Origin of the sequence: Gordonia aichiensis NBRC 108223, assembly GCF_000332975.1 — a bacterium.
In the GTDB taxonomy this organism is placed as follows: domain Bacteria; phylum Actinomycetota; class Actinomycetes; order Mycobacteriales; family Mycobacteriaceae; genus Gordonia; species Gordonia aichiensis.
In genome coordinates this window covers 45,571-71,648 of the sequence record NZ_BANR01000024.1, presented here as the reverse complement: position 1 = coordinate 71,648, position 26,078 = coordinate 45,571, and the positions used below count along the sequence as shown (strand labels likewise).

Annotated in this window: 20 protein-coding genes; 15 read left to right on the top strand and 5 right to left on the bottom strand. The window is 66.2% G+C overall.

Going from position 1 to position 26,078, the window contains the following annotated elements; translation table 11 throughout:
* Nucleotides 1-85: 85 nt before the first annotated feature.
* Nucleotides 86-544 carry a MarR family winged helix-turn-helix transcriptional regulator gene (locus GOACH_RS18760; protein WP_005178233.1) on the bottom strand — a complete coding sequence of 153 codons (459 nt, stop codon included), beginning with the start codon at nucleotides 542-544 and terminating at the stop codon, nucleotides 86-88.
* 59 nt (nucleotides 545-603) lie between these two features.
* Between GOACH_RS18760 and GOACH_RS18755 the strand changes: the two genes are divergently transcribed.
* Nucleotides 604-813 carry a PLDc N-terminal domain-containing protein gene (locus tag GOACH_RS18755; protein ID WP_005178232.1) on the top strand — a complete coding sequence of 70 codons (210 nt, stop codon included), beginning with the start codon at nucleotides 604-606 and terminating at the stop codon, nucleotides 811-813.
* 127 nt (nucleotides 814-940) lie between these two features.
* Here GOACH_RS18755 and GOACH_RS18750 read toward each other — a convergent pair whose 3' ends face one another.
* The 3 genes from GOACH_RS18750 to GOACH_RS18740 all read right to left on the bottom strand — a co-directional run bounded on the left by GOACH_RS18750 (nucleotide 941) and on the right by GOACH_RS18740 (nucleotide 4,706).
* On the bottom strand, nucleotides 941-2,989 hold the full coding sequence (locus GOACH_RS18750; protein WP_040519120.1) for a TPM domain-containing protein: 2,049 nt from the start codon (nucleotides 2,987-2,989) through the stop codon (nucleotides 941-943).
* A gap of 101 nt (nucleotides 2,990-3,090) precedes the next feature.
* The gene (locus GOACH_RS18745; RefSeq protein ID WP_005178229.1) at nucleotides 3,091-3,888 is read right to left on the bottom strand and encodes a DUF1295 domain-containing protein; all 798 of its coding nucleotides are present in this window, start codon (nucleotides 3,886-3,888) and stop codon (nucleotides 3,091-3,093) included.
* A 35-nt stretch (nucleotides 3,889-3,923) separates the two neighbouring features.
* Nucleotides 3,924-4,706 carry an LLM class F420-dependent oxidoreductase gene (locus GOACH_RS18740; RefSeq protein ID WP_005178226.1) on the bottom strand — a complete coding sequence of 261 codons (783 nt, stop codon included), beginning with the start codon at nucleotides 4,704-4,706 and terminating at the stop codon, nucleotides 3,924-3,926.
* 89 nt (nucleotides 4,707-4,795) lie between these two features.
* On the opposite strand from GOACH_RS18740, the gene GOACH_RS18735 reads away from it, so the two are divergent.
* Both GOACH_RS18735 and GOACH_RS18730 read left to right on the top strand, forming a co-directional pair.
* Nucleotides 4,796-5,986, top strand: a complete 1,191-nt coding sequence (locus GOACH_RS18735; protein ID WP_005178223.1) for a MalY/PatB family protein — start codon at nucleotides 4,796-4,798, stop codon at nucleotides 5,984-5,986.
* A 92-nt stretch (nucleotides 5,987-6,078) separates the two neighbouring features.
* Complete coding sequence (locus GOACH_RS18730; RefSeq protein ID WP_040519119.1) at nucleotides 6,079-6,696, top strand: class I SAM-dependent methyltransferase; 618 nt, start codon at nucleotides 6,079-6,081, stop codon at nucleotides 6,694-6,696.
* Nucleotides 6,697-6,756: 60 nt separating this feature from the next.
* Here the strand turns inward: GOACH_RS18730 and GOACH_RS18725 are convergent, their stop codons facing one another.
* Nucleotides 6,757-7,737: an aldo/keto reductase gene (locus GOACH_RS18725; protein ID WP_005178213.1), complete on the bottom strand. Its 981-nt coding sequence runs from the start codon at nucleotides 7,735-7,737 to the stop codon at nucleotides 6,757-6,759.
* Nucleotides 7,738-7,953: 216 nt separating this feature from the next.
* On the opposite strand from GOACH_RS18725, the gene dinB reads away from it, so the two are divergent.
* The 12 genes from dinB to GOACH_RS18665 all read left to right on the top strand — a co-directional run bounded on the left by dinB (nucleotide 7,954) and on the right by GOACH_RS18665 (nucleotide 26,048).
* Complete coding sequence (gene dinB, locus GOACH_RS18720; RefSeq protein WP_005178210.1) at nucleotides 7,954-9,216, top strand: DNA polymerase IV; 1,263 nt, start codon at nucleotides 7,954-7,956, stop codon at nucleotides 9,214-9,216.
* Nucleotides 9,217-9,360: 144 nt separating this feature from the next.
* Nucleotides 9,361-10,905 (top strand): CitMHS family transporter, encoded by a 1,545-nt coding sequence (locus GOACH_RS18715; RefSeq protein WP_005178208.1) that lies wholly within the window; start codon nucleotides 9,361-9,363, stop codon nucleotides 10,903-10,905.
* Between the two features lie 40 nt (nucleotides 10,906-10,945).
* A complete protein-coding gene (locus GOACH_RS18710; protein WP_005178201.1) occupies nucleotides 10,946-12,607 on the top strand; it encodes a sensor histidine kinase in 1,662 nt (553 codons plus the stop codon).
* A complete protein-coding gene (locus tag GOACH_RS18705) occupies nucleotides 12,604-13,266 on the top strand; it encodes a response regulator (protein ID WP_005178200.1) in 663 nt (220 codons plus the stop codon). Before GOACH_RS18710 ends, GOACH_RS18705 begins: the two co-directional genes overlap by 4 nt.
* A 160-nt stretch (nucleotides 13,267-13,426) precedes the next feature.
* A complete protein-coding gene (locus GOACH_RS18700) occupies nucleotides 13,427-15,847 on the top strand; it encodes a phosphoketolase family protein (RefSeq protein WP_005178199.1) in 2,421 nt (806 codons plus the stop codon).
* A gap of 632 nt (nucleotides 15,848-16,479) precedes the next feature.
* On the top strand, nucleotides 16,480-17,781 hold the full coding sequence (locus tag GOACH_RS18695) for a TrpB-like pyridoxal phosphate-dependent enzyme (protein WP_005178197.1): 1,302 nt from the start codon (nucleotides 16,480-16,482) through the stop codon (nucleotides 17,779-17,781).
* A gap of 2 nt (nucleotides 17,782-17,783) precedes the next feature.
* Nucleotides 17,784-18,512, top strand: coding sequence for a DUF429 domain-containing protein (locus tag GOACH_RS18690; protein WP_005178195.1), 729 nt, complete (start codon nucleotides 17,784-17,786; stop codon nucleotides 18,510-18,512).
* A 277-nt stretch (nucleotides 18,513-18,789) separates the two neighbouring features.
* On the top strand, nucleotides 18,790-19,761 hold the full coding sequence (locus GOACH_RS18685) for a formylglycine-generating enzyme family protein (RefSeq protein WP_005178193.1): 972 nt from the start codon (nucleotides 18,790-18,792) through the stop codon (nucleotides 19,759-19,761).
* 51 nt (nucleotides 19,762-19,812) lie between these two features.
* Complete coding sequence (gyrB, locus tag GOACH_RS18680; protein WP_052004072.1) at nucleotides 19,813-21,756, top strand: DNA topoisomerase (ATP-hydrolyzing) subunit B; 1,944 nt, start codon at nucleotides 19,813-19,815, stop codon at nucleotides 21,754-21,756.
* 237 nt (nucleotides 21,757-21,993) lie between these two features.
* Nucleotides 21,994-22,791: a GntR family transcriptional regulator gene (locus GOACH_RS18675; RefSeq protein WP_245551956.1), complete on the top strand. Its 798-nt coding sequence runs from the start codon at nucleotides 21,994-21,996 to the stop codon at nucleotides 22,789-22,791.
* An 89-nt stretch (nucleotides 22,792-22,880) separates the two neighbouring features.
* Nucleotides 22,881-24,260, top strand: a complete 1,380-nt coding sequence (locus GOACH_RS18670) for an arylsulfatase (protein WP_005178188.1) — start codon at nucleotides 22,881-22,883, stop codon at nucleotides 24,258-24,260.
* A gap of 240 nt (nucleotides 24,261-24,500) precedes the next feature.
* Nucleotides 24,501-26,048: a SulP family inorganic anion transporter gene (locus GOACH_RS18665; protein ID WP_005178185.1), complete on the top strand. Its 1,548-nt coding sequence runs from the start codon at nucleotides 24,501-24,503 to the stop codon at nucleotides 26,046-26,048.
* Nucleotides 26,049-26,078: the final 30 nt, after the last annotated feature.

Sequence of the window (26,078 nt, the reverse complement as noted above, 5' to 3'; positions counted from 1 at the left end):
TACCTCGTGTTCATTATCGAAAAACGTTGTTACTCAGTGTCTTTTAGGTATGTCGTCTTCTAGATACGCCGTCTGGGTGTGTCCACTACTTCTCACCGGCGAGAGACGGTGTTCCCTCCAGCTGTGCGTGTAACGCCTGCAGGGCGGGGGCCGCGGCCGCGAGCCTGGCCCGGTCATCGTCGGACAGTCGTTCCAACGCGGAGGCGAGGGCGTCTTCGCGTTGGCCGCGGACACGTTCGAGCACCTCGTGCCCGTGGTCGGTCAGCGCCACCAGTACGGCTCGACGATCGTCGGGATCGGGTGCCCGCACGACGAGCCCGTTCTTGCACAGACCGTCGACAAGTGCGGTGGCCGTGGGCATCCGGATGGATTCGCGCTCGGCGAGCTCGCCCATCCGCATCGGCTCGTGGTCGACGATCGTTGCCAGGGCCGATGCCTGAGCAGCGGTGTACTCGGGGATCGGGGTGTGCCGTCGCAGCGCCAGGTAGAGGCGCGTCACGGAGGGGCGAAGCGCTCGGGCGATGTCTGCGGTCTTCTCGGTCACGTTTAGTAAGTCTAATACTTAGGGTTATGAAATAAAAGTGATGACGGTAGCCTGAGAGTGTGACTCGTGACACGAAGAAGCTCTCGCCCGCCAAACGCGCGCTCATCAGCGTCGGCGCCATCACCCAGTTCGCGTTGCAGGGTTACGTCCTGCGTGACCTCAAGAAGCGCTCCGCCGCCGGTGTGCGTGGACCCAAGAAGGCTTGGGTCGCAGCGAGTTTCCTCAATTACGTCGGGCCGATCGCGTATCTGGTGGTCGGCAGGAAGTAGCGGAAGGGCTGTCGGCGGGCGCGCAGAAAACCACAGGCTGTGGGGCCTTGACGTGTACCGGTACATGCCAGCGGTCCACAGGGCGTAACTTTCTGCGCAGCCCAGCGTGCCTGAACGGAGCCAGGCCCTAGAATCGGCCCCCGACGCCGATGCGTCCCGAACTCGACGACCCGCCGAACGAGCCGGGACTGCGCCCGCCGCCGCTCGTGTAGCCACCGCCCCCGAACCCACCACCGAAACCGCCGCCACGCATCGAACCGCGCAGGAAGCTGTCGACCAGGATGCCGCCGAGCACGGCGCCGGCCGCGGAGCCGGAGCCCGAGCGAGGCTGCTGGCTTTGCTGCCAACTCACCACATCGCCCTGCGCTGCCATGAGCGCCTGGTCGGCCAGCGAGCCGGCCCGACGAGCGGAATCGATGGCGGCTGTGGGGTCGCTCTGTGCTGTCGCGTTCGCCGACTGCAGCAGGCGCTGGGCCTCCGACAGACGCGTGCGCGCAGTCGAGCCGACCGCGCCGCGGCGCGTGGAGATGAAGTCCGACGCCGCGGTGACCTTGGCCTGCGCATTGGTCAGCGCCGCAGCGAGAACCTCGGCGCGTTGCTTGCGTGTCGTCAGAGCACCGCGGGCCGCATCGAGCGCGCGGTCGAGGTCGGCGTCGGCGTCGACCAGCTCGGTGAACACTCCCAGCAGGTCGTCGTCGGTTCCCGGCTTCGCGCGCGCAAGGGCCTTGTTGGCCGCGGCAACGGCTGCTGCGAGTTCCGGCCCGCCGTCGGCCGACAGTCCGGCGGCCTCGTGCAGCTCGTCCTCGACCTCGGCGATGAGTGCCGGAAGCTGCGTCTGGGCGGCTGCGATGTTCGTGTCGGCGTTGTCGATCGCGTCGAGGAGCTTGTCGGCCTGTGCGATTGCGCCCTCGGCCGAGCGGATCGCGGCGACTGCTGCGCCCTGTTCGCCGACGGGGCGCGCGATCGCAGCGCGTCCCTGGTCAGCGCTGCTCTCGGCGAACCCGATCTCCTGAGCGGCGAGGTCGACGTTGTGCTCGATGGAATGCAGCGTCGGAGCACCGTACTTGTCCTTCAGCGATGTCAGCTGGGCCGCGGCACCGTCGAGTCGTGCCCGTAGCGCGACGAGTTGCTGCGTGATCTGGCCGAATCGGCTCTCGGCGTTGATCAACAGGTTGCGCATCTCGTCGAATGCCGACACCTGCTCGTCGAGCGCGGCATCGACGTCGGTACACGTCGTGATGATCTGCACAAGCATCGAGCGTTGCTCGTCCGGGGTCTCGGGGATGTCGTCGTCGAGGCGCTGTCGAAGCGAGAACGACGTCGCAAGCCCACGTTTCGCGGCGTCGACAGCCTGTGTGAAGGGCGCGGTCTGCGTAGGACCGAACTCGTCGACGGCGAGGCGGAGCTCCTCCTCGCTGGTGCGGATCGCGTTGTCGGTGTCGGTCAGCACCTCGCGCGACCAGGGGTCGAGAACCTCGATCGGTTGTGACAGCAGCTCTTCGCCGGTCAGTTCCTGTTCGCGGACGGCGTCGAGCTGCGACTCGAGCTTCCGCCTTCTACGTCGACGCGAATAGAGGTAGGCGCCACCGCCGCCGACAACAGCGACCCCACCGACAACGCCCGTGGTGATGGCCGCGGTGTGCGACGGTGTGAGTGCGGAGCCGAGACCGTTGGCTGCGCCGACGGCAGCCCCCGGCCAGTCGGAGCTCTTGAGGGCGGGAACGATGTGCTCCTGCGCGATCGAGTCGAGCGTCGAGCGATCGAGGCCGTCGACGGAATCGGGTGCGTCGAAGCGATAGGCCCGGTCGTCGGTGGCGACGGCGAGCAGGACGTCGTGCTCGCCGAGATCGCTCATCTGTACGGTCTGGGCGCCCCACTGCTCACTTCCCAGCCCGTTGAACGTCTTGACGTAGACGACCCACAACTGCACGCCGTGATCACCGTAGAGGCTCTCGATTGACTGCTGCACGCGTGCCCGACCCGACGACGAGAGTACGTCGGCAGGGTCATTGACCTGGGCGGGCAGCCGCATGGGGGGTTCGGCACGAGTTGTTCCCGCTGTCAGCGACGTCGCGGCCAGGCCGAGCATCAGCAGTGCGCCGACGATGAGCACACGTACCACTCGAGACGCAGCGCTCGAGTGGGCGTTCTTTCCGAATGCGGGCCGTCTGAGCATGGCACCAAATCTAGGCGGTCAGTGCGCGGCGATCACCAGGTGCCACGCCCACGTGCGGGCGATTGCTCCGATTCGGCACGCGCACGGCATCAGCGGAGCTGTCAGGCCGCCGCGGTCCGTCGCCTTCGCGGTGGCAGCGGAATCTGGGCCGACGTCGTGTGCTGGTAGTCGGCGTACTCGGGGTACTTCGACAATGTCAGCGACTCGGTGAACTTCGTCGAGCCGACGAACAGCAGGGTCAGCAGAATCGCGCCGACGATCGTCGGCTGCAGTACCGATCCGGCGGCCACCGCGCCGAAGAGGTAGATCACCCACCACTGGGCCTGCTCGAAGAAGTAGTTGGGATGTCGCGAGTAGCGGAACAGACCGGTGGTGCAGAAGCGGGTGCGAGTCTCGCCCGCGGCCTTGCGCGTGTGGAATTCCCATTGCTGCTGATCGGCGGTGGTCTCCCCGGCGAGAAACGCCAGGAAGGCCACCGCGAGCACGACGTCGAGCACACCGAACCCGCCGGGATGGCGTTGCGCGGTGTAGCCGGGCAAGGCGATCAGCACCAGCAGCAGATTCTGGTAGGCGACGATGAAGAACAGGTTGAACAACCAGAACTGCCACCTCGTCATCCGCGACCGCAGGACGGCCCAGCGATAGTCCTCGGTGCCGCTGTACCCGCCGCGTCGCGCGAAGTTGAACGTCAGCCGGATGCCCCACGCCGTGACGAGCACCGCCATCACGGTCACCCGGGCGTCGAAGTGACTGAATCCGGCGAACACCCACAGGTAGATCACCGGTGCAATCGACCAGATCCGGTCGACCCAGGAGGTGTCGCCGGTGATCAGCGACGCCACCCAGCAGCCCAGCGAGATCACGCAGGCGATGATCGCCACGACGGCGAGGCTCGACATGTCGGTTCAGCTCATCAGTTCTTTCGGCACGTTACTCATCCGCGCCAGCGGCACAGGGCCTCGACGGCCGTCAGGTCGTAGTCGGGGCCGGTGGTACCGACGGTGATGAGCGAGACGCCCTCGGCGCTGATGGCGTCGGCCGTGCGCACGAGTTCTTCGACGTCGCCGGTGAACGGGATGCCCGCCGAGCGCTCGATGGTGTCGGGGTCACGGCCGTGATCCTCGCAGTAACCGGCGAGGACCTTGGTCTTGTGGCGGTAGGTCTCGACGTCGTTGAAGCCGTGCCACACGTCGGCGTACTGCGCGACGAGCGGGAGGGTCTTCTTCTCGCCGCTGCCGCCGATCATCATCGGGATGTGGCGCGTCGGGCGCGGATTGAGCTTCTCGAATCGTGAGGTGATCCGCGGAAGGGCCTCGCCGAGGTCGCCGATACGGCTGCCCTTGGTGCCGAACTCGTAGCCGTATTCGTCGTAGTCCTTCTCGAACCAGCCCGCGCCGATCCCCAGGATCAGTCGGCCGCCCGAGATGTGGTCGACGGTGCGCGCCATGTCGGCCAGAAGGTCGGGATTGCGGTACGAGTTGCACGTGACGAGCGCGCCGATCTCCACGCGCTCGGTCTGCTCAGCCCAGGCGCCGAGCATCGTCCAGCACTCGAAATGAGCGCCGTCGGGATCGCCGTAAAGCGGATAGAAGTGGTCCCAGTTGAACACGATGTCGACGCCGAGGTCTTCGGCGCGGAGCACCGCGTCGCGGATCAGTGAATAGTCGGGCGCGTGCTGCGGCTGGATCTGGACTCCGATGCGAATGGGAAATGCCATGCGTCCCAGTCTGCCCCTCGACACGCGCCACGTCGACGATCCCGTGTGAACCGGGTGGAAAACACCGGACTCGCGGTAGACACATAGGTATGACCCAGCGACCCGCCGCGCCACCGCTCGACGTTCTGCGACGACGCACCAGCGCCAAGTGGCGTAGCTACCCTGACGACGTGCTGCCGCTGTTCATCGCCGAGATGGACTACCAACTCGCGCCCATCGTCGTCGACGCATTGACTGCGCAGATCGCCGCCTCCGACCTCGGATATGCCGCCGAGCCGGAGGTTCTCGGGCGCTCGTTTGCCGATTTCGCGCACCGTCACTGGGGCTGGACCGTCGCGCCCGACGACGTGCGCCCCACGACCGACGTCTCGGTGGTGCTCGTCGAGGCGCTGCGCGTGCTGATCGAACCGGGCGATGGCGTGATCATCACGCCGCCGATCTATCCGCCCTTCTTCGACATCGTGCCCGAGGCGGGTGGCACGGTCGTACAGGTTCCGCTGCGCGTGCTCGACGATGCCGCGCTCCGTGCTGGCCGGGCGAGCGCCGCCGATGTGTGGCGGCTCGACCTCGACGGCATCGCCACGGCATTGGCTGCCGGGGCACGCGCGATCCTGCTGTGCCATCCGCACAACCCGGTGGGTCTTGTTCACCCCCGCGCCGACCTCGAAGCCCTCGCCGACCTCGCCGCCGAGCACGGCGCGGTGGTGCTCAGCGACGAGATCCACGCTCCACTGGTGCATCGCGGGGTGGAGTTCGTGCCGTTTCTGTCGGTGTCGGAGACGGCACGGGAGGTGGGGATCGCAGCCCACTCCGCGAGTAAGGCGTTCAACCTCGCCGGAGCGAAATGCGCTCTGACAGTGGTCGGTTCGAATCCGATGCGCAGTGCCGTCGACCGTCAGCCCGAGGAGGTCACCTACCGCACGAGCATCCTGGGGCGAACCGCCGCCGAGGCCGCCTACGCCGAGGGTGACGAGTGGCTCGCCGCAACCGTCGACGTCGTCGAGGAGAGCTTCGACCTGCTCGAGCGCCTGCTCGCACAGCGGCTGCCGACCGTCGGGTTCGCGCGTCCCGCGGCGTCGTATCTGGCATGGCTGGATTTTCGACGTACCGGTCTCGGCGACGACCCGGCCGGGCCGATCCTCGCCGACGGTCGCGTCGCGCTGCACCGCGGACCGGCGTTCGGTGCCGAGGGCAACGGCTTCGCACGCCTCAACGCCGCGTGCTCACCGGAGGTGCTGACCGAGGCCATCGACCGGATCGCGCGGGTCGTCGGGGGTTGAGCGGGCCGCTGCTCGAGCGGCGTGCGCAGCGGGTTTTTGCTTCGCACGCAACGTTGCTCGACGTCGTGCGTCGCCCGTGCCAGGCTCGACCCATGAGTACGACACATGGGCACCATGACCAGAACCCGCACACGGCAGCCGAATGGGATGCCAGGTACAGCAGCGCCGACCGGCTGTGGACGTCGAACGTGAATCCGTCACTGATCGCCGAGGCTGCCGACCTCGCGCCGGGCACCGCACTCGACGTCGGCAGCGGCGAGGGGGCCGACGCCCGCTGGCTCGCCGAACGGGGCTGGCAGGTCACCGCGATCGACATCTCGCAGGTGGCCGTCGACCGCGCCCGCGAGATCTCACCCGGACCCGAGATCACTTGGCTGCAGGCCGATCTCGTCGTCGACGCCGTGCCGGGCCGTGACTTCGGACTGGTCACCGCCCACTACTTCCCGATTCACGTCGAGAACCGCGGCGTGGCAACGAAACTCGTCGAGGCGGTCGGTCCGGGTGGCACCCTGCTCGTCGTGATGCACGCGCCGGAGGGGGTCCGCGCGCACGGCTTCGACCCCGACGACTACGTGCAGCCCGCCGACTTCGCGGAACTGCTCGGCGACGGCTGGGAGATCATCACCCACGAGACCCGACCGCGTGGCATCGCTGCGGGCGGCGGCCACCACGTCGACGACATCGTGCTGCGGGCCCGCCGCCGGCCGTAGGAGCGGGGGTGTGGCCGGCGGGGGCGCCTGTGTAGATGGTGGTGCGCAGCGTCGACTCCTTCAGCTCCAACTCCGCTGCGAGCGCTTCGCCCAGTACTCGGCGGGCGGTTCGGGGTGCGCGAGCAACTCCGACACCGTCTCCGGCGTCAGGCTGAGCTCACCCGCGGCGACGTTGCTGTGGACCTGTTCGACGGTCGCCGCGCCGGACAGCACGTGTGCGGCCCACGGCTGTGCGAGCGCCGCCGCAAGCGCGACCTGATCCGAGGACACGCCGAGTTCCTCTGCCACGCGGTCGACGACGCGTCGAGCCTCGCTCTGATCCTCGACGCCCGGCGCCAACCTGCCGTTGGCCATACCCTCCTTGACCACCACCGACACGCCGGCCTCGGCAGCTTCGGCGAGAGCCGGCCCGACCGAGGTCTCGAGCGGGTTCCAGGTGGACTGCACCACTCCGAACAACGGCAGACCGTCGACCTCGATCGACAGTGCCTGCCGCACAACGTCGGCCTGAGCCGGACCCGACGTCGAGAAACCGACCGTAAACCCGTCGGACCGTAGCCGACCGAGTGCCCGGTGCAGCGCGTCGTTCACCAGTGCCGGGCTGTCGGGGGTCAGCGAGTGGATCTGGTAGATCGCCAGCGGATCGCCGATGATCGACCGGCTTGCGGTCCACTGGTCGACGAACTCGCCGAGGCTGTGGTCCTTGACCTCGTGCACCTCGGCGTCGAGTTGCCACTCTCCGACGTACCGGTAACCCCACTTCGACGCGACCGTCACGTCGTCGACCTCCGGGTGCTCGCGGAGCCAGTCGGAGAGGAACTGCTCGCTCAATCCGTACGAGCGTGCGCAGTCGACATAGCGCACACCATCGCCGTATGCGGCGTCGAGCACGTCGAATGTCCGCAGACGCATGTCCTCGATGCTTCGCTCGTCCCCGAGATCGTCCTCCCGTGTCGAGGTGATGTAGGCGGGTCGGCCGACGGCGGCCAGTCCGAGTCCGACGGTGGCGCCTGTTCTTGGGGTGTTATCGGCAGTGTTCATCACGTGCGAGGGTAGTTGTCCGGACCCCGGTGCCCCAGCAGCGTCTGATCTGACAGACACACGCGCAACTGACATCTGCGAGCGAAACTTCCGGTGTATCTGTCAGAAACTCGTGATTCTCGCGCCGGGTCGGCCTCAGCAGGGCACGCCAGACCCGCTCGCCGAACCCGCGCGACGACGCTCCACGCGTCACACCCATGTGCGAACATACGTTCTATGGGAATCGAGCGGCGCGAGCGTACGGAGGCGTCGATCCTGCATGCCGATCTCGATTCGTTCTACGCGTCGGTTGAGCAACGCGACAACCCTGCGCTGCGCGGTCGTCCGGTGCTGGTCGGCAGCGGGGTCGTTCTCGCGGCGAGCTACGAGGCGAAGGCATTCGGGGTGCGGTCGCCGATGCCCGGTCACGAGGCATGTGCGCTCTGTCCGCGCGCGATCGTCGTGCCGCCCCGCTTCGACGCCTATGTCGAGGCGAGCCGAGCCGTCTTCGAGATCTTCCACGACACCACCCCCATCGTCGAGGGAATCTCGGTCGACGAGGCGTTTCTCGACGTCTCGGGCCTGCGTCGGGTATCGGGAACGCCTGTCGAGATCGCCGAGCGGCTGCGCATCCGTGTCCGCGACGAGGTGGGACTGCCGATCACCGTGGGTCTCGCGCGCACCAAGTTCCTGGCGAAGGTCGCCAGTGCCGTCGGCAAGCCCGACGGTCTGCTCGAGGTGTCACCGGGAACAGAGCTTGCTTTTCTCCATCCGCTGCCGGTGCGGCGGCTGTGGGGAGTCGGCCCGGTCACGGAGGCCAGGTTGCACGATGCGGGAGTGACCACTGTCGGAGGCATCGCCCGGCTCGGCGAGCGATCGCTCACGCACATCGTCGGACCGGGGTCGGCCCGTCATCTGTTCGCGCTGTCGATGGCGACAGATCCGCGCCGAGTCGAGACGGGTCGTCGACGTTCCTCGATCGGATCCCAGCGGGCGCTCGGGCGTCGGCCGAAGAGCGATGCCGACCTCGAGTCGACGGTCGTGGCCATCGTCGAACGCCTCGGACGTCGGCTCAGGAATGCCGAACGTGTCTGTCGGACAGTCGTTTTGCGTCTCCGCTTCGACGACTTCTCGCGTGCTACCCGATCACGCACACTGGCCGACCCGACAAATCGCACCGACGTGATCATGTCGTCTGCGCGCGGCCTGCTCGACGACGCACTGCCCCTTGTCCGTGACCGCGGCTGCACGCTGATCGGGGTGTCACTGTCCGGCCTCGACGATCAGGACTCGATACAACTGGCCCTACCGTTCGATCGGCCCGACCCTGCCGATCGTTCTGTGCGCGCGGTCGACGTGTCGAGTCCGCTGAGCAGCCGTGGTGCCCACCTCGACACCGCGATGGACGACCTGCGGACGCGGTTCGGCCGCGATGCCGTCACCCGCGGCGTGCTCCTCGGACGCCATCACGGCGACGACGCCCCGATGCTCCCGGATTGAGTCGGTAACCGGCAGTCACGGTGCGTGCGAAATGCGCAAAACGAGTCTTACGCGCGCAAGCTTCACTGTGATCTGAGATACGCCAAGACTCGGTTCGTAACGGGCGACACACCGCTCGTGTAGGACACGAGAAAGAGCACGGCAATGTTGGTAGCACTCGGGTTGGCGATGGTCGCCACGTTCATGTTCCTCATCATCACCAAACGCGCGACACCGGTGGTGGCACTGATTCTCGTTCCGGTCGCGTTCGGTTTGTTCGCGGGGGCCGGACTCGGGATCAGCGACATGATCACCGACGGGATCAAAGAACTCGCGCCCACCGCGGCGATGCTGTTCTTCGCGATCATCTTCTTCGGCATCATGATCGACGTCGGGCTCTTCGATCCGATCGTGCGGTTCGTGGTCCGCATGGTGGGGCATGATCCTGCCCGACTGGTCGTCGGTACGGCGGTCCTCGCGATGATCGTCTCACTCGACGGCGACGGTTCGACGACATTCATCATCACCACCGCCGCGCTGTTGCCGCTCTACCTGAAACTCGGTGTGAGTCCGGTTGTGCTCACCGTGGTCGCGGGCCTCGCAAACGGCACGATGAACATCCTTCCGTGGGGCGGGCCGACGGCCAGGGCCGCAAGCGCTCTGAAGATCGACACCAACGACATCTTCTTGCCGATGCTGCCTGCACTCGGTGCCGCACTGCTCGTCGTGCTCGGCTTCGCCTATCACCTCGGGGTGCTCGAGCGGCGCCGGATCGGACGCCTCGAGATCAACGGATCGATCCTCAGGCCCCGCGAGGAGCCGGTGTCGGCAGGCGCCGGCGGTTCGGGTAGGGGTCCCGTGGTCGGCAACAGGAAGGAGCGCACCTCGGGCTCGACCGGTCTCGGAGCCGACGACCCGACGTCGACGTACTCGCGTTCCACCGTGTCGGACGAGCCCGGCACAAGGGACCTTCCCGTCGCCACACGCAGCGATGCCACCACCAGTTCTGGCGATGACGTTCCCGCGTCCGACGCAGGCAGCGGCTCGGGGGAGTCCGCCTTCACCGGCGTCCTTGATCCGAACCGAAAGACTCTGCGCCCCAGGCTCGTCTGGGTCAACGCGGCGCTCACGGTTGCGCTGCTGGCGATTCTCGGAGCAGACGTCGTCGCGATTCCCGTCCTGTTCATGATCTTCGCGGCGCTCGCGTTGGCGATCAACTTCCCCCATCTCAAAGATCAGCAGGAGGCCATCACCCGACACAGTTCGAGCATCGTGTCCGTGGTGGCGATGGTGCTCGCTGCCGCCGTTCTGACGGGGGTCTTCAGCGGGACCGGGATGGTCGACGCCATCGCGCACTGGATGGCAGATGGAATCCCCGAATCGATGGGCCCGCACATGGCGATCGTCGTCGGAATCCTGTCGATGCCGCTGACATTCCTGATGAGTAACGATGCGTTCTATTACGGTGTGCTGCCGGTCCTTTCCGAAACCGCCTCGCGCTACGGTATCGACCCCGCCGAGATGGCGCGCGCGTCGATCACCGGGCAGACCGTGCACATGCAGAGCCCGCTGGTACCCGCGATCTTGCTGCTCGTCGCGCTCGCGGGGGTCTCGCTCGCCGACCACCACAAGAAGGTTCTGTGGCGCGCGGCGCTGGTCTCGGTGACGATGCTCGGTGTGGGAGTCGCGATCGGAGCGATCCCGTTCTGAGGTCGCCCATGACCTCGTTGCCGACGCCTAGGCTCTAGGGATGCGACTCCGGACGCAGGTTCTCCTGCTACAACTCTCGGTGATCGCAGTGAGCCTCGGCGTCGGCTTCGGCGTTGTCATCGCAGGCGCCGACGACAGGAGCCGTGACGAATACGCACAGCGGGCACTGGCGATCGCGCAGTCTGTGGCCGTGGATCGCGACACGGTCAGAGAGGTCGCCGCCAGCGACAGCACAGGGCTCGACGCGCTCGCTCGGGTGAACGGTCCCGTGCAGCGGCAGGCTGCTGCCGTACGGGAGCGTACGGGTGCGCTGTTCGTCGTCGTCGCCAACGCTGACGGTATTCGCTTGTCCCACCCCGACCCAGCCGAGGTCGGCAAGCACGTCTCGACAGATCCGAGTAAAGCGCTCTCCGGCCAACCCGACATCACCACTGACAGGGGGACCCTCGGTGAGTCGGTGCGCGCGAAGGTTCCCGTCGTCGACGGGCGCGTGGTCGGTGTGGTGAGTGTCGGCGTCTCGACCGAGGACCTCGCAGCGGCGACGCGTCGTTCGATCGGGGCCACCGTGGTGATCGCGCTGATCGCACTGGCGGTCGGTGCGGTCGGATCGATCCTCCTGGCACGGCGGTGGCAACGACTGACTCTCGGGCTCGAACCCGACGAACTCGCGGAGCTCGTCCGAGACCAGGGTGCGGTACTACATGCGATGGCCGACGGAGTGCTGGCGGTCGACAGTGCGGGTGTCGTGCGCGTGATCAACGACAAGGCGCGGCAGCTACTCGAGATCACCGACGACGTCGGCACCCACCTCGACGCGCTCGGTCTCAGTGATCGTATCCGCGTGGTGCTGCAGACACCGACACACGACCCGGTGGCCGCGACCGTCGGCGACCGCATCGTGCTCGTGTCCTCTCACCGCGTCGACATCGACGGGCGGGACCTCGGCATCGTCGCATCGATCATCGACCGCACCGACGTCGAGGAGTTGACGCGGGAGATCGATTCGATCGCAGCGATGAGCACGGCGCTGCGTGCGCAGCGTCACGAGACCGCCAATCGGTTCCACGTGCTCGCCGGCCTGCTCAGTCGCGGACACGTCGACGAAGCGCGTAGCTATCTCGCCGAATTGACCGGCGGCGCAGGCCATGTGGGGCTCGATGGAGTCGAGAACGTTCAGGAACCCCATCTCGCGGCATTCCTGGACGCCAAGGCCTCGCACGCCAGGGAGCGCGGCGTCATGCTCGGCCTCGGTGATCAGACCTGGGTGCGGGGATCGCTGACCGATCCGATCACCGTCACGACGGTGGTCGGTAATCTCGTCGACAACGCGATCGACGCGGCGTCGTCGGAAAGCCGACGCCAGGGTGGTGAGGCAGGCACCCGGCCACGCGTCGAGGTCGATCTGATCACCGAGGGGGACGAATTGTTGGTGACGGTGGCGGATTCGGGGCCGGGCATCCGATTCGACGACCCTTCGATGATCTTTGCCGACGGCGTCACCACCAACGACACCTCGTCGGTACCGGGTGGGCGCGGGATGGGACTGGCGCTATCCCGACAACTGGCCCGGCGGCTGGGCGGCGACATCGTCGTTGTCGATCCGGGCGGTGATCGTCGTGCGCGGACCGAGAACCTGTGGGGTGGTGCGGTGATCGTCGCTCGACTGCCGGGCGTGTTCGAGGGATCCGTGGCGAGCCGATGAGCGAACTCGGTGTCCTGATCGTCGACGACGACTTTCGCGTCGCCGGACTTCACGCCGCGATCGTCACCGCGCTGAAGGGATTTCGCGTCACCGCGACGGCTGGCTCGGTGGCGCAGGCCCGTGAAGCACTCGAGCGATACCCCGAGACCGATCTGGTCCTCCTCGACGTGCACCTGCCCGACGGCTCGGGGATCGATCTCCTCGGCGAGTTGGAAATCGACTGTTTCATCGCCGGGGCAGAGACGGACGCCGACGCCGTGCGGCGCGCGCTACGCGCCGGTGCGCTCACCTATCTCATCAAACCCTTCGACGACACCGAACTCGCACGACGCCTCGCCGGCTACGCGCACTACCGCCGTACGCTCGCCGCCGAGCACGTCGACCAGCTCGCCGTGGACGCCGCACTCGCCGCCATGCGCGGCGGTGGGCGTCCTTCGGGGCGCGGCGGGGACGGCGGCTCGCACACGGAGCAGAAGATTCTCGGCCAGTTCACCGCGGGAACGACGATGTTCGCCGACGACGTCTCGACACGGGTCGGAGTCTCACCCGCGACGGCCCGACGTCACCTGGCCGCACTCGTCGACAGCGGAAGGCTCTCGATGTCGCTGCACTACGGCACCACGGGCCGTCCGCGGCAGGTCTACCGGTTACCCGAGTGAGTTTGCCGAACGCACGCACGACGCCCACACCACTTTCGGGTAACACTCTGAGCGAATAAACGGTGAAGACCCGTCGCGACGCGCGACGTCCGCGTAGAACGGAGGGAAGGGGGAGTGGCAAGAGCACCATCAGGAGTCGACGAGTTCGAAGGGAACCCGCATGACCGAGGTCTCCACCCAGCAGCGCGCATACCAGCAGGCGGATCTCGACGCCGACCTGCGATGGTGGGCAGCAGCGAACTATCTCACCGTTGCCCAGATCTATCTGCAGGAGAATGTCCTGCTCCGTGAGCCGCTCACACGCGATCACATCAAGCCACGCCTCCTCGGGCACTGGGGAACCAGCCCGGGACTCTCGGCGATCTACACGGTGCTCAATCGCATCATCAAGGAGTCCGAGACCCCGTGGCTCTATATCACCGGTCCGGGACACGGCGGCCCCGCGCTCGTCGCGAACACCTATCTCGAGGGAACCTACACCGAGATCTACCCGCGCATCTCCCGTGATGCCGAGGGAGTTCGCGCACTGTGCAGGCAGTTCTCCACTCCCGGTGGTATCCCCAGCCATGTGAGTGTGCAGACGCCGGGCAGCATCCACGAGGGCGGCGAACTCGGCTACGCGCTGGTCCACGCCGCTGGCGCCGCCTATGACCATCCCGACCTCACGGTCGCCTGCGTCATCGGTGACGGCGAGGCCGAGACCGGCCCGTTATCGGGGTCGTGGAAGATCCCTGCGTTCCTCAACGCCGCACGCGATGGCGCCGTGCTGCCGATCCTGCATCTCAACGAGGCCAAGATCGCCGGTCCGACGGTTCTCGGACGCAGCACCGACGCCGAGGTCACCGACTACCTGCGCGGGCAGGGGTGGATGCCGACGTTCGTCGAGGGCGACGACCCGGCACAGGTCTTCACCGATCTGCGCGCCGCCATCGTCGAGGCTCGACGCCGCATCGTCGAAATCCAGTCGGAGGCACGGGGTTCCGGTGCTGATTCACCACTGCCCGACACCCACTGGCCCGCCATCGTGATGCGTACGCCGAAGGGCTGGACGGGCCCGAAGGAGGTCGACGGCAAGAAGATCGAGGGCACACACTGGGCTCACCAGGTGCCGTTGTCGGGGGTACGGGAGAATCCAGAGCACCTCGAGATCCTCGAGAAGTGGCTCAAGTCGTACAAGCCCGAGGAGATATTCGACGAGGACGGCGACATCGTCGAATCGATCGCATCGCTGGCGCCGGCCGGCGATCTGCGCATGGGATCGAGCCCATACGCGAACGGCGGTCGACTGCTTTCCCCGCTGCGACTGCCGCCGATCGAGCAGTACGCACTTGACATCACCGAGCCCGGTGACGTTCTGTTCGAGACGACGCGTGTGCTCGGCGAGTTCATGCGGGACATCTACAAGCAGAACTCCGACGACGACGGTGGCGGCACCTTCCGGTTGTTCTGCCCCGACGAGACGGCCAGTAACCGGCTGCAGGCGGTCTTCGAGGTCACCGACAGAGCATGGCAGCTGCCGCTCAAGGACTTCGACGACAATCTGTCGGCGTCGGGCCGAGTGATGGAGGTACTCAGCGAGCACCTGTGCCAGGGCTGGCTGGAGGGATACACGCTGACCGGCCGACACGGACTGTTCGCCACGTACGAGGCATTCGCCATGGTCAGCGCGTCGATGGTCGTGCAGCACACCAAGTGGCTGCAGCACGCGACAACCTTGCCGTGGCGCGAACCGGTCGCGTCGCTGAACATCCTGCTGACCTCGACCTGCTGGCGTAACGACCACAACGGCTTCTCGCACCAGGGCCCGGGGCTCATCGACCTCGTACTCCCGCTGTCTCCCGAGATCGTCCGCGTGTGGCTGCCGCCGGACTCCAACACCCTGCTCTCGATCTCGGATCACTGCTTCCGCAGCCGTGATCACGTCAACCTGATCGTCGTCGACAAGCAGCCCCACCTGCAGTACCTCTCGCTGGAGGAGGCCAACAAGCAGGCCGCTGCCGGTGCGTCGATCTGGGACTGGGCGGGCACCGAGAACGCGCCGGGCGAGCTGCCGGACATCGTGCTCGCCTGCGCAGGCGACGTGCCGACCCAGGAGATCCTGGCCGCGGCCCAACTGCTGCGCGAATGGGTCCCCTACCTGCGGGTACGCGTGGTGAATGTGATGGATCTGATGGTGCTGCTGCCGCAGAACGACCACCCGCACGGACTGCCGGAGGACAAGTTCACCGACTTGTTCACCCGCGACGTCGACGTGGTCTTCGGATTCCACGGCTACCCGCGCGCGATCCACCAGCTGGTGCACGGTCGGACCCATCCGGGGCGCTTCCACGTGCGGGGCTTCTCCGAGCAGGGCACCACCACCACACCGTTCGACATGGTGGTGCTCAACAAGATGAGCCGCTACCACCTGGTGATCGAGGCGCTGCGTCGTGCCCGTCGCGCACCGGAGAAGGCCGAAGAGCTGGTGGAGTTCTGCAACACCCAGCTCGCCCGGCACCACGACTACGTCCGCGAACACTTCGAGGACCTGCCCGAGGTGCGCGACTGGAAGTGGTCGGAGCCCAGCGGCTCCCGGGACTGACATCCCGCTGCCGCGAGGCGGGGACCGGCGCTGGTGCCGGTCCCCGCCTTTTCGTGTGACACCGGGGGCGGGTGGTCGGGTCGGGGCGGGTGCGGGTCCGCGGGCACGCAGCCGCGTGCAGAAAGTGGGGGAAGAGTTCCTTCCGCGGGAAACTTCTAGGGGAAACGCGGCCCGCGCCCGCGGCCGCGCGCAGAAATCCGGGGAAGCGCTCCTTCCGCTGGAAACTTCTAGCGGAAGAACGGCCCGGGCTGCCGGGGACTCGGCCCAGAGTGCTGAAAGTGGGGGAAGGGCTGTTTCCGCGGGTCCTGGTCGTTTCCGCGGGGAACTTCTCGGGAAGGGGTCAGAGAGTAGGGGAAGAGTTCCTTCCGCGGGAAACTTCTAGGGGAAACGCGGCCCGCGCCCGCGGCCGCGCGCAGAAACCAGGGGAAACGCTCCTTCCCTGGGAAACTTCTAGCGGAAGGACCGCCCCGCAGCCCCGGCGCGCCGCTGAACCCCCGGTGTGCCGCCCAGCCCCCGCACGCCGCCGAGCACCCGGCACGCCAACGAGCCCCGCGCGCCGCTGAGCCCCCGGCCCGACGTCGAGCGACAAAACCGGGACGCGGAGCGCGCAGCGCTCCGTCTACAGTGTTCGCATGACGATGCACGTGGACGTGAGCAACCCGGACCTCATCACCGTGGACGTGCCGACGCACTGGTACAACCTCGCGGCGGAACTGTCCGAGCCGATCCCGCCGCATCTGCATCCCGGTACCAAGGAGCCCGTCGGTCCCGACGATCTCGTCGCGCTGTTCCCGAGCGGTCTGATTGCGCAGGAGGTCTCGACCGAGCCCTACATCGAGATTCCCGAGCCGGTCCGCGAGATCTACAAGATGTGGAGGCCTTCGCCGCTGATCCGGGCGCGGCGTTTCGAGGAGTCGCTCAACACCGGCGCCCGCATCTACGTCAAGTATGAGGGTGTCAGCCCGGTCGGCTCACACAAAACCAATTCCGCTGTCGCGCAAGCGTATTACAACAGCGTCGACGGTGTTCGCAAGCTCACCACCGAGACCGGCGCAGGTCAGTGGGGCAGTGCACTGGCCTTCGCGGGAGCCCAGTTCGGCATCGACGTCGAGGTCTGGCAGGTGCGCGCTTCGTATGAGTCGAAGCCCTACCGCGGTTACCTGATCCGAACCTACGGCGGCACCATTCACTCCAGCCCGTCCACGCTGACGGAGTCCGGTCGCGCGATCCTGGAGAAGACGCCCGACACCACCGGCAGCCTCGGAATGGCTGTCAGTGAGGCCGTCGAGGTCGCTGCCGGTGATCCCGATGCGCGCTACGCGCTCGGCAGCGTGCTCAATCACGTTGTGCTGCATCAGAGCGTGATCGGCCAGGAGGCCGTCGAACAGCTCGTTGCGGTAGAGCCGGGCGGTGCCGACTTCGTATTCGGTTGCGCGGGAGGCGGTTCCAACCTCGCTGGGCTCTCGTTCCCGTTCCTCCGTGAGAAGTTGCACGGTCGTTCGGAGCCGCGTGTGATCGCGGCGGAGCCGGCAGCGTGTCCGTCGATCACGCAGGGGGAATACCGCTACGACCACGGCGACGTCGCAGGACTCACGCCGCTGCTCAAGATGCACACTCTCGGAATGGATTTCGTACCAGATCCCATCCACGCAGGCGGCCTGCGCTACCACGGCATGGCGCCGGCGCTGAGCCACACCGTCGAGCTCGGACTGGTGGAGGGTGTCGCAATCGACCAGCACGACGCCTTCGCTGCGGGAGTGCAGTTCGCGCGCACGCAGGGCATCGTACCTGCGCCCGAGTCCACTCACGCCATCGCCGCATGCGCCCGTCAGGTCGCCGACAACCCTGCCGAGCAGGTCGTCGTGATCGGGCTGTCCGGCCACGGCCAACTCGACCTTCCCGCGTACGCGGAGTTCCTCGACGGGAACATCTGAGCGTGCTCACCGCAGGCGTCGACCTCTCGGCGTCGCCTGCGTCGACAGCCGTCGCCGTCGTCGAGTGGCGCGGACACGACGCGCGTCTGCGCGAGTTGGTCACTCCCGCAGCTGATTCGACGATCCGCGAGCTTGTCGAGGAATCTGACAGGTGCGGTATCGACTCGCCGTTCGGATGGCCGGAGGCCTTCGTCGACTTCGTCGCGGGACACCATCGCGGCACCACGGCGGCCGGCTCGCGACTCGACGACATCGCACGACGACGCCCACTGGCATACCGTCGCACCGACATGTACCTGGTGGAGCACGGCCTTGGCAGGCCGCTGAGCGTGTCGGCCGATCAGATCGCACACGTGGCCTTCCGATGTGCGGGGTTGCTCGCCGATCTCGGGGTCACCGACCGCGTCGACGGCTGGGCTGTGGAGGCATATCCGGCCGGTGCGCTGAAACACTGGGGGCTGACGTCCCGCGGATACAAAAGATCGGGCAATCGTGCTGTGCTGCAGATTCTCTGCGCAGATCTCCAGGCGGCGGCACCATGGCTGGACCTCGGACCACACGTAAACCTGATGAGGCACGACGACAACGCGTTTGACGCCGTCATCACGGCGCTCATCGCGCGGGCAGCGAGCCTCGGTGCGACCACACTGCCCGACGAGTTCGACACGCCGATCGCTCAGCGTGAGGGCTGGATCCACGTGCCAACCGGGCGCCTCGACGATCTGCTCTGACGAGAGCGACAACGCCAAGCGGATCGCGCCGAGTGCAGCTGCGAGATCGTTCTGCGCGTGACGCGCCAGAACCGGGCCGCGCCCGCGTGGGACCCGCCCCTGTCTGCGATACCCCGGGCACGAGCGCGTGTCACGGCAGAAATGTCGACGCCACGCGGGTGGCGGAATGGCGGTCATTGCGCCACCCGAGCGGGTGTGACCAGCCGGTTCACGTGCGACGAGGTGGCGTAATACGCAGGGTAACGCCACGAAACGACGAGCTTGGCAGCATGGCCCCATGCTCGTCGAGACACAGGTACCTGCCGCTGCGGTGCGCGCGCGAAAGAACATGGCCTACATCCCCTCCGGCGTCTTCTGGATGGGTTCTGACGACTTCTACCCGGAAGAGCGACCCGTCCACCAGGTTGCGGTCGACGGCTTCTGGATCGACACCCACCCCGTGACGGTCGCCGAGTTCCGGCGGTTCGTTCGCGACACCGGATACGTGACCACTGCGGCGCGTGAACCGGATCCGGACGACTACCCCGACGCCGATCCGACGCTCCTGCGCGCGGGATCGATGGTGTTCACGCCGCCACCGGGACCGGTGCCGCTCGACGATTATCGCCGGTGGTGGTCGTATGTGCCGGGGGCCGATTGGGAGCACCCGGAGGGGCCCGGGAGCAATGTCGGTGCCAGGAACAGGCACCCCGTCACGCATGTGTCCTATGCCGACGCCCAGGCGTACGCCGCGTGGGCGGGCAAGGAACTGCCCACCGAGGCGGAATGGGAGTACGCGGCCCGCGGGGGACTCGACCGTAAACCGTATGCCTGGGGCGATGAACTCCACCCGCACGGACGACCAGCAGCCAACACCTGGTACGGCGAATTCCCTTGGCAGAACACTGAAGAGGACGGCTACTCCCGCACCTCGCCGGTCGGACGCTTCCGTCCCAATGGCTATGGACTGGTCGACGTCATCGGCAACGTGTGGGAGTGGACCTGCGATCACTACACCACCGATCACGCTGCGGGAGACAAGAACGTCGCGCCCGCGAGCACGTGCTGCATACCCCGAAACCCGGTGCAACGCGCGGCCGTCGACACCGGGCATGGCGTCGAACGCTTCGCACGCCGCACCATCAAGGGCGGATCGCATCTGTGTGCACCGAATTACTGTGTGCGGTACCGGCCGTCGGCGCGACAGAGCCACACCGAGGACGCCTCCACCAGCCATATCGGCTTCCGTTGCGTCGTCCGCGAAGGCTGACACGTGACCACCACCATGCGCCCTGACCACACCATGCGCACAGAAAACACCATGCGCCCAGAACACAACACACCGGCCGATTCCGGGGCCTACGGAGCCGACTCGATCACGATTCTCGAAGGCCTCGACGTGGTGCGTAAGCGCCCGGGCATGTACATCGGGTCGACGAGTGCGCGCGGCCTGCACCACATGCTGTGGGAGGTCATCGACAACGGCGTCGACGAAGCGATGGCCGGTCATGCGACGCGTGTCGAGGTGACTCTGCTGGCCGACGGCGGCGCAGAGGTCAGCGACAACGGGCGGGGTATCCCCGTAGCCATGCACGCCACGGGAATTCCGACGGTCGACGTCGTCATGACGCAGCTGCACGCCGGTGGCAAGTTCGACGCCGAGGGCGGCGCGTACGCGGTGTCCGGTGGCTTGCACGGGGTCGGTGTCTCGGTGGTGAACGCCTTGTCGACACGACTCGAGGTCGACATCAGCCGGGACGGCTACGAATGGTCGCAGACGTACGAGAGGTCGGTGCCGCGCACCCTGACGCGCGGCGCGGCGACACGCGACACCGGTACCACCGTACGATTCTGGCCGGACCCAGACGTCTTCGAGACCATCGAGCTCGACCGCGAGACGGTGGCACAACGTCTACAGGAGATGGCCTTCCTCAACAGTGGACTCGAGATCATCCTGTTCGACGAGCGCGACGGCGAGCGCAGCCGATTCTGCTACCCCGACGGACTCGTCGACTTCGTGGCGCATGTGAACCGCAGCAGAACCCCGCTGCATCCATCTGTCATCGGGTTCATCGGCCGAGCCCCCGGCCATGAACTCGAGGTTGCGCTGCAATGGAATTCGGGATACTCGGAGTCGGTCCACACCTTCGCCAATACCATCAACACCCACGAGGGTGGAGTCCACGAAGAGGGTTTTCGCGCGGCGTTGACGACGGTGGTGAACAAGTACGCCAGGACGCTGAAGGTCCTCAAGGAGAAGGAGCCCAACCTCACCGGCGACGACATCCGCGAAGGACTCGCTGCGATCGTGTCGGTGAAGGTCGCCGACCCGCAGTTCGAGGGGCAGACGAAGACTCGGTTGGGCAACAGCGAGATCCGCTCGTTCGTGCAACGGATCTGCTACGAACAACTCGCCGAGTGGTTCGACGCCAACCCCGCCGAAGCCAAGACGGTTCTCACCAAGGCCGCGGCGTCGGCACAAGCACGTACCGCTGCTCGACGGGCGCGGGAACTGGTGCGCCGCAAGACAGCAGGTAGCCTCGGCGGACTGCCCGGCAAGCTGGCAGACTGCCGCAGCAGTGACGCCGAACGTGGCGAACTGTTCATCGTCGAAGGGGACTCGGCGGGAGGTAGCGCGAAATCCGGACGTGACTCGATGTACCAGGCGATACTTCCGTTGCGCGGCAAGATCATCAACGTCGAGAAGGCTCGCATCGATCGCGTCTTGAAGAACACCGAGGTGCAGGCGATCATCACGGCACTCGGTACCGGCATCCATGACGAGTTCGATCTCGCCAAGCTGCGTTATCACAAGATCGTCCTGATGGCCGATGCCGACGTCGACGGACAACACATCTCGACGCTCCTGCTCACCCTGCTGTTTCGCTTCATGCGCCCGCTGATTGAGCAGGGTCACGTCTACCTGGCGGCACCTCCCCTCTACAAGATCAAGTGGCAGAAGGGCCAGCCGGACTACGCCTATTCCGATCGCCAGCGCGATGAGATCGTTGCACGTGGCCGGGAGGAGGGGCGAAAGCTGCCGTCCGACAGTGCCATCCAGCGCTACAAAGGTCTCGGTGAGATGAATCCGTCCGAACTGTGGGAGACCACGATGGATCCCGAGACGCGAATACTGCGGCGACTCACGCTGTCCGACGCCGCTCTGGCCGACGAGTTGTTCTCGATCCTGATGGGCGAAGACGTCGATGCCCGCCGCGGCTTCATCGTCCGCAACGCGAAGGACGAACGGTTCCTGGATATCTGAGCCCACCTGAACACACACCGGCTGACCCAGATCAGCCTCGACCCGACCCCGGTTCGCGCCCCTATCCGGCGCGAACCGGGGTCGCGTTGTCGTGGCAGCACGGATGCAGGTGGCGTTTCTCGACGCTTGCGCCGAACAAAACCCGCTGGCCAGCGCATTGGGAGTAGAAATACTGGCGTAACAAACGGATAATTCCATGGCAAATAGTCCGGAATGAGCGAACCCCACCATAGACACATGCCATCGAGACCACGGATAGCTCCGAAAGACTTCCCGCGCCCGCAGGTGCGGAAGTACGCCGGAACACGCGAGGACGCCGCACGCTGGGTGCGCGATGTCCTGCGCACCCAGATTCTCGATGGCGTGTTCGGCGGACTGGCCGCACCGCGACCACTCCTGCCGCCCGAGAACCAGCTGGCCAAGGAACTCGGGGTCAGCCGCAACGCCATCCGCGAAGCGCTTGATCTTCTTCGTGCCGAAGGTCTCATCACCCGGGTGCAGGGCGCAGGCACCTTCGTCACCGGAGCCAAACTCCGGCAGCGTATCGACCGACTCGAAGGTCTCGCGGAATCGCTTGCCGGACATCAGCTCACCGTCGAGAACAAGGTGCTCTCGGCCCGCGAGTCGACGGCAACGCCGTTCGTCGCGACCAAACTCGCTGTCCCTGAAGGAAGCCCGATCCTGTTCATCGAACGGCTTCGCACCGTCGCGACGGTGCCGTTGTCGCTCGACACCACGTCGTTGCGGCCTGAGGCGATCGACGCCCTCGATGGAGCGAACCTCGTCGAGGAGGACGTGTTCGGGCTCCTCGAGGAGCGTCTCGGCGTACGGCTCGGACAAGCCGAGAACACAGTCGAAGCCGTTGCGGCTGATACGGGAACCGCACGTCTACTCGACGTCCGACCCGGCTCACCGGTGTTGCTGATGCACCGTCTCACCTTTCTCGAGGACGGCACCCCGTTCGATCTCGAATCCGTGCGCTATCGCTCGGACCGGGTCTCGCTCACGTCCGTGACTCCGCGCCTGCAGCGCTGACAGTTACCCGCCTATAAGACCGACTGACGGTCCCGCGCCTGTGCGGGACGAGTCGAGAACACCCAATGAAAGAGAAATGAGGATCACCCATGTCCGAATCACCCCAGAAGCAGCCGAACATCGTCTACTTCCACGTCGACAACCTCGGGCTCGGCGAGCTCGGTTGCTACGGCGGCGGCATCCTGCGCGGCGCCGACACCAAGAACATCGACTCCTTTGCAGGCGACTCGCTGAAGCTGTCGCACTTCGTCGTCGAACCGCAATGCACCCCAACGCGTTCGGCACTCATGACGGGTCGCTATCCGATCCGCTCGGGCAACCACACCATCGCACTCGGCGGTAACGCGGGCGGCCTCGTCGCCTGGGAACGCACCATGGGCGACATCCTGTCGGACGCAGGCTACGCAACCGCCTGCTACGGCAAGTGGCACATCGGCGCCGAGGACGGACGCTGGCCGACCGATCACGGATTCGACGAGTTCTACGGTCCCGCACGCACCTACGACGAATGCCTGTGGCCCGACGATCCCTGGTACGACGGCGACCGGGACGGCTGGTCCTACTTGTACGACGGCACCAAGTCGGGCGGCGTGATCGCAACCGACGAGCAGCTGACCGTCGAGCTGAAGGGCCGTATGGATGCCGAATACGACCGTCGCGCAAAGAACTTCATGCGCAAGGCCGTCGCCGACGACAAGCCGTTCTTCCTCTACCACAACCACTCGCTGCTGCACTTCCCCATCGAGGTGCGCGAGGAGTTCAAGGGCAAGAGCGACAACGGCGACTGGGGCGACGCCCTGCTGATGCTCGACCACGACTTCCAGAGTCTGCTCGATGAACTCGACGAGCTCGGCATCGCCGACAACACGATCGTCGTCTTCGCGGGAGACAACGGTCCGGAGGATCACCTCGCGGGTCGCGGCACCGCGGGATTCTTCGACGGCTCCTACTTCAGTTCGGCCGAAGGCGGGATCCGTACTCCGGCCCTGATTCGGTGGCCGGGGAGAGTCAAGCCACGTGAGAGCAACGAAATGGTCCACGTCACAGACATGTTCACCACCCTGTTGCGTTTCGCGGACTGCGAGATCCCCGACGATCGCCTCATCGACGGGATCGACCAGCGTGAATTCTTTGCCGGCGCAGACAAATCGGCGCGTGAGGCGAGCATGGTCTGGCTCAACGACGAGCTGCACGCGGTCAAGTGGCTGCAGTTCAAGATCAGCTTCGTCCGTCAGCAGCACTTCCACGACCCGGAAATCCCGCTCGGGTTCGCGCGTATCATCAACTTGCTCGAGGATCCCAAGGAGCGTGAAGCCGTCAACCAGACCTTCGTCCGGTGGTGGGTCATGCAGCACGCGCACCGGGTGATCCGTGAGTACAACGAGAGCATCGAGCGCGAGGAACTGATCCCGCCGGGCGCACCTCTCGACTTCGTGCCACAGCGCACGTTCGAGACCGTCTCGGCCTGACGTCGACCGCCGGTGGAGCCCCGCTCCTGGGGACTCCACCGGCGTTGGCGTGTCATCACCTATGGCTCCACGGCAACGCCGCCGACGCAGCTCGTCCACCACACCGAGCAACCGGACAGCCGGGCAACCGGACAGCCGGGCAACAACACAGCTAGCAACGACAGAGCCGAACTACCCGCGAACGAGCAAGAACACCAACGAGCCAGAACGACCACATCGAGATCCGAGGAGGAGCCGGCGATGTCCGTGACCGATGACCAGGCATCAACCGTGCCACGCCGGGAAGCCGAGCCTCACCGGCGGCAGATCTCGGTGATGGCCGCCCTGCGGGATCCGCGACTGCTGCGCACCGAGGTCTTTGCCGGCCTCGTCACCGCACTCGCGTTGATCCCCGAGACCATCTCCTTCTCGATCATCGCCGGGGTGGGTCCCGCCGTCGGACTGTTCACGTCGTTCATCTTCGCGATGACGATCGCCGTTGTCGGGGGCCGGCCGGCGATGGTGTCGGCGGCGGCCGGTTCGGTCGCGCTCGTCGTCGCCCCGGTGGTACGTGATCATGGCGTCGACTACCTGATCGTCACCGTGATCGCGGCCGGCATCCTCCAGATCGTTCTCGCGTTCGCGGGGGTGGCCAAGATGATGCGGTTCATTCCGCAGAGCGTGATGACGGGCTTTGTCAACGCACTGGCGATCCTGATCTTCACCGCGCAGGTGCCGCACCTCGTCGGGGTACCGTGGCTGGTCTATCCCATGGTTGCGGCCGGTCTGGCGCTGATGATCCTGCTGCCCAGGATCACGACCGTGATCCCGGCACCACTGATCGCCACCGCGTTGCTCACCGGCGCGGCCGTCGTGTTCTCACTGAGCGTCCCGCGGGTGGCGGACGAGGGCGATGTCTCGTCCGGGCTGCCGATACCCGGTCTGCCGAATGTGCCGATGACCTGGGAGACGGTACGCATCATCGCTCCCTATGCACTGGCGGTCGCGCTGGTCGGACTGCTCGAATCGCTGATCACCGAGCGCATCGTCGACGAGATCACCGAGACGCCGTCGAATCCCCGACGCGAGAGTTGGGGGCAGGGGGTGTCGAACATCGTCGTCGGCTTCTTCGGTGGCATGGGTGGCTGCGCGATGATCGGGCAGACCATCATGAACGTGAAGACCTGCGGTGCTCGAACCCGCATCTCGACATTCGTGGCCGGAGTGGCGCTGCTGTGCATGCTCGCCTTCTTCAGCCCGGTGTTGGCCGCCATTCCGATGGCGGCCCTCGTCGCGGTGATGATCATGGTGTCAGTGGCGACGATGGACTGGCGTTCGATCGCGCCGAGCACGCTGCGCCGGATGCCGATCGGTGAATCCGCGACGATGCTGATCACCGTCGTCGTCACGGTGGTGACACACAACCTGGCGCTGGGGGTAATCGCAGGCGTGGTGTGCGCGTGCGCGATCTTCGTGCGACGGCAATCCACCAGCGCAGCCGTCAGTGATCATGAGCACCACGACGACCCCGACGATGCTGATCAATCGCGGTGTGTGCACCGGCTCACCGGTTCACTGTTCTTCGCGTCCAGCAGCGTACTCGTCGAGAGATTCGACTACGCCTGCGCAGCGACAGATGTCGAACTCGACCTGTCGCAGGCACATATCTGGGACGCAACCAGCGTCGCGGCACTCGACGGCGTCTGTGAACGCTTCCGGCGCAATGGAAAACGCGTTCGACTCACCGGCCTCAACGACTCGTCGGCCATTCTGCATGCCCGGCTGAGCGCTCCGGATTCCGCCAACTGAGTCCGACCGGCCCGGCGGGCCGTCTCAACC